We start from the raw sequence: 4,458 nt of genomic DNA, 5'->3' as shown, positions 1-4,458 counted from the left end.
AAAAATGCGTGGATGGGCTACCGGTCGTTCCACAGGTCACTGGCCCAGCCTATTCAGCGAAGTCGCGCAGCAGGTCAGACGTCAGTTCGACCCAGGGCTCGCCCCCCTCATGGCCCTCAAACCAAGCCGCATAGAGGGCGCAAAGACAGGTGGTCCAGGCCACAAGGCGGGGCGCGGACAGACCGGCCATTGCCGCGACCACGCGGGCCCTGCGCGCGACATCCGCGGCTTCTGCGGGACCATCCTCGGGCGCGGCAGGATTGAGACAGAGCATGATCGCATAGTCATAGGTCGGATCACCGATCAGGCCCTTGGGGTCGATCGCCAGCCAACCGCGCGCGCCACCGTCAAGCAGGTTGCCGTGATGCAGATCTCCATGGAGCGGCAAGGCCTTGTCCGTCGTGGCCAAGAGGCGCGCGACTAGGTCCGCCGCCTTGGCATAGATGCCACCCGACCGATCTGCCGTGAGCGGCAAGGCGCTGAACCAAAGTTCCATCGGGATCGTCTCGGCGCCATAGGGCTCGGCCATGGCGTGCAGGACCGCCAACTGGTCACACAGAATCCGAAAGGCGGCGGGCTCGCCCGTCTCGCGCGCCATCGTGACAAGATTCCGAGGTCCGGTTGCGCGCTCCATCAAGACCGCGTCGGCCTCTCGCTCGTGGACACGAACCGCACCGCGGCCCCGATAGGCCTGAAGGAAGGCCGAGCCAAGCACCTCTTGCTCGGCCATATGGGCCTTGAGCATCATGGCCTGCCCCTCGCGCCGTACCGGCAGCAGCTGGCTCCATTTGCTGGCAAAGGGCGCGCCGTCCGCCTCGAGGCGCCAACGGGTCAACCAAGGCTCAAAATCCGATAGGTCCATAGGCGCACCCTTGTTCGTCACACCCGCCATCAACGCAGCCCCAAGCCCGTTCCCGCAGTGAGGGACCAGCGAAAGCAGGTCAAATCATCCGGTCGGACTTGGTGGTCGTAACGACCGATTTCCCCCCAATCCGGCCGCTCGTGACGTCCGTTGTGCGGCCGGACGCCTGGGTGTTGAACGATCCGCAGAGTGCGCGGAAGGACCTAGCCCTGGGGGTCGATCGGTGTTCGGACGCCTTCGTGGGCCTCGATGACTTCGGCAGCGGCCAGACACAGGTCCTCACGGAAGCGCGCGGCGACAATCTGAACGCCGAGCGGCTGGCCGGCGTGCTGGCCGACGGGCACGGCCAGACCCGGTAAACCGAGCACCGGACAGGCGAGCTGGAACCGCAGGCCTTCCAAGGTTCGCAACGCCCCTTCGCGCCCCTGGGTGTCGAGTTCGGCCGGCAGGCTAGGCTCGGCGCAACTGGGCATCACAATGATCGGGTAGCGTTCGAAAAAGCTGTTCCAGGCGGTGAGCAGGCTGTCCCGTCGCGCCAGGGCCGCGAGATATCCAGGAAGGTCGGCGATGCCCTTCTCATCGACCCAGGCGGTGAGAAAATTGCTCAGCGCGGGGTCGTTGATGCGCGCCAACAGCGCGGGCAAATCCAGGGCCAGAGGCGTGAGGCCGATCGGCGTCCAAAGCTCGGTCACTTCGCGAAGGTGGGGAAGCTCAACTTCTTCCACCTGGTAGCCGGCGGCTTGAAGGTGGCGGCCGGCGTCCCGCACCGCCTGGGCCACGGCCGGGTGAACGGGAATGTCCGCGGGGGCCGGCGCCAGGGCGACCCTCCTCGGCGCAGGCGGACCGACGAGCGGCGCCGGGGTCCATACGCCGTCTCGGGGATCACCTGCCGCCATCACCTCGAGCGCGAGCCGAAGGTCGCGCACGCTGCGCGCCAGCGGCCCGGAGACCGCCATGAGTTGGGAGGACAGGCTGCGCGCCACCCTGTTGGTGGGGTTGTAGGACGAAACACGCCCCAGCGAGGTCCGTAGGCCAACCACCCCATTGCAGTAGGCGGGCCAACGGATCGAGCCACCGATATCCGAGCCGTGCGCGATGGCGCCGATACCTGCCGCGACCGCAGCGCCCGCTCCGCCGCTTGATCCGCCGCAGGTGACTTGAGCGTTCCAGGGATTCAGCGTCAGGCCATGCAGAACGCTGCTGGTCATCGCCCGCATTGAGAGCGCCGGCGCCGCGGTCCGCCCGATGAAGATCGCCCCGCCGCGCCGCAGGTTGGCGACAACGGCGCCGTCCTCAGCCGCGATCAGGTCCTTCTGCGCCACAATCCCGTTGTCGGTCGGGCACCCCCGCTGGTCGGCGACAATCTTGGTCGTCACCGGGACGCCGTGCAGCAGACCCAAGGGCTGCCCGCGCGCCTGGGCCTCGTCAGCCGCGCGCGCTTGATCCAGCGCCTCGTCGGCGAGAACCCGGACAACGGCGTTTATGCTGGGGTTTACGGCCTCCAGGCGCCGCAGATGCGCGGTCGTCGCCTCGACGCTCGAGACTTTTCCGGCGCGGATCAGGCCGGCGAGTTCCGTTGCATCGATCTGCCAAAGTTCCATGCGAATTCCCCGCGCGCGCCCATCCCTCGGTCGCGGCGGAACCTTAGGGACCGCGCCGAACGACGGGCAAGAGCACATCGCAGACGCCCGGAGACCGGAACGAGCCTGATGGCGGCTCACCCCCCTGAGCCGACGTCCTCGCGCCCGGTTGGTGCGACGCGGATTCGGTGGTCGCTCGTTGCGCCCCGGACGGGGCGCGGTCCCCCATTCCCGTTTGCAGCAATGGAACGTCAGCCCACCGCGCTCACATAGGGGCTGACGAGGCCCAGCGGCGCGGCGGTGGTGTTCTTCACGGCGCGGATCACGATGCGGCTCTCGATGTTGGAGACGAGGCCGAGGCTGAGGATCTTGTCGCGCAGGAAGTCGTCGAAGGCGTGCATGTCGCGGGTGACGATGCGGAGCTCATAGTCGCAGGCGCCGGTGACCGTGGCGCACTGCACCACTTCCGGCAGCTTGCGGATGGTGGCCTCGAAAGATTCCAGATTGTCCCGGGTGGGAAGGCTGAGCTTGACCGTGCAGTAGACCTCGAACCCCAGGCCCAGCTTCTCGCGGTCGAGGATCGTCACCCGGCGCTGAATGATCCCTGTTTCCTCGAGCCGCTTGATCCGCCGCCAACAGGGGCTGGATGAGAGGCCCACACGCTCGGCGATTTCGGCCACCGACAGGCCGGCGTCATGCTGGATCAGATCCAGGATCTTGGCATCGACGGCGTCGAGAGCCTCGGACACGATTTCCTCCGCGTATCCCCGTTGAAACACGTTGTTCTTGCCCCCCAAGCGGCGTCGGAGGGCATGCTTTTGGCAAGCATTTGCGGCGGACTTATAGGATTGTGCGTGGACGGGCGGGAGGCCTGAAAGGAAAAAAATTGCGATGCGCCACCAGGAAGTGACGCTCGACGACAAATTTCTGCTCACCGAGGGCCGGGTGTTCATCACCGGGGTCCAGACGCTGCTGCGGGTGACGCTGGATCAGCGGCGGCTCGACCGGGCGGCCGGGCTTTCGACGGCGGGGTTCATTTCCGGCTATCGCGGCTCGCCGCTGGGCGGGCTGGACCAGCAGGCGGGGCGGGCCGCGAAGTTCCTGAAGGCCGAGGACGTGGTCTTCCAGGAAGGGCTCAACGAAGACCTCGCCGCCACGGCGGTATGGGGCAGCCAGCAGGTCAATCTCTTCCCCGGCGCGCGGCGCGACGGCGTCTTCGGGCTCTGGTACGGCAAGGCGCCGGGCGTCGACCGCACCGGCGATGTCTTCAAGCACGCCAACTTCGCCGGGACCTGGGCCAAGGGCGGGGTGCTGGCGGTGGCCGGCGACGACCACTTCTGCAAGTCCTCCACCCTGCCCTCGCAGTCGGAATACGCCTTCCAGGACTTCGAGATGCCAGTGCTCTCGCCGGCCGATGTGCAGGAGGTGCTGGACTACGGCCTGCTCGGCTACGCGCTGTCGCGCTATTCGGGGCTGTGGGTCGGGCTGATCGCGCTGGCCGACACCATGGATTCCGGCGCGACCATCGATGTTTCGCTGGCGCGGCACGCGTTCGCGACGCCTGAAGGCCATCGTCTGCCGCCGGGGGGCCTGGGCATCCGGCTCAAGGACCAGCCGCTCGACAAGGAGCGGCGCCTGCGGACCCAGAAGCTGCCCGCCGCCCTCGCCTTCGCCCGCGCCAACCGCATCGACCGGGTGATGCTGGGATCGGCCCGTCCCAGGCTGGGCGTCGTCTGCCAGGGCCAGGCCTACAAGGACGTGGTCGAGGCGTTCGCGGCCATGGGGATCACCGAGGCCGAGGCCGCGAGCCTGGGCGTGGCGATCTACAAGGTAGGCATGCCCTGGCCGCTCGAGCCCATCGGCCTGCGCGCCTTCGCCGCCGGGCTCGAAACCCTGATGGTGGTCGAGCACAAGCGGCCGCTGATCGAGATGCAGGCCCGCGCGGCGCTCTACGACCTCCCGGCCCATGCCCGGCCGCGGGTGATCGGCAAGACCGACGAGGCCGGCGCCCCGCTG

The 4,458-nt window shown here is 67.8% G+C and carries 3 protein-coding genes and 1 pseudogene; 1 reads left to right on the top strand and 3 read right to left on the bottom strand.

Annotated features, from left to right (window positions below):
- Nucleotides 1–49: 49 nt before the first annotated feature.
- The 3 genes from ACIQ3R_RS15670 to ACIQ3R_RS15660 form a co-directional block, all read right to left on the bottom strand.
- The gene (locus ACIQ3R_RS15670; protein ID WP_397419788.1) at nucleotides 50–835 is read right to left on the bottom strand and encodes an aminoglycoside phosphotransferase family protein; all 786 of its coding nucleotides are present in this window, start codon (nucleotides 833–835) and stop codon (nucleotides 50–52) included.
- A gap of 230 nt (nucleotides 836–1,065) precedes the next feature.
- Nucleotides 1,066–2,463: an amidase gene (locus ACIQ3R_RS15665; protein ID WP_397419787.1), complete on the bottom strand. Its 1,398-nt coding sequence runs from the start codon at nucleotides 2,461–2,463 to the stop codon at nucleotides 1,066–1,068.
- A 230-nt stretch (nucleotides 2,464–2,693) separates the two neighbouring features.
- Nucleotides 2,694–3,191 carry an Lrp/AsnC family transcriptional regulator gene (locus tag ACIQ3R_RS15660; protein WP_397419786.1) on the bottom strand — a complete coding sequence of 166 codons (498 nt, stop codon included), beginning with the start codon at nucleotides 3,189–3,191 and terminating at the stop codon, nucleotides 2,694–2,696.
- Between the two features lie 142 nt (nucleotides 3,192–3,333).
- Between ACIQ3R_RS15660 and ACIQ3R_RS15655 the strand changes: the two are divergent.
- A pseudogene (locus ACIQ3R_RS15655) lies at nucleotides 3,334–4,458 on the top strand (indolepyruvate ferredoxin oxidoreductase family protein); the annotation flags it as partial.

This window comes from Phenylobacterium sp. (assembly GCF_044371015.1).
GTDB lineage: Bacteria > Pseudomonadota > Alphaproteobacteria > Caulobacterales > Caulobacteraceae > Phenylobacterium.
This window is presented reverse-complemented; position numbering and strand designations above follow the sequence as displayed.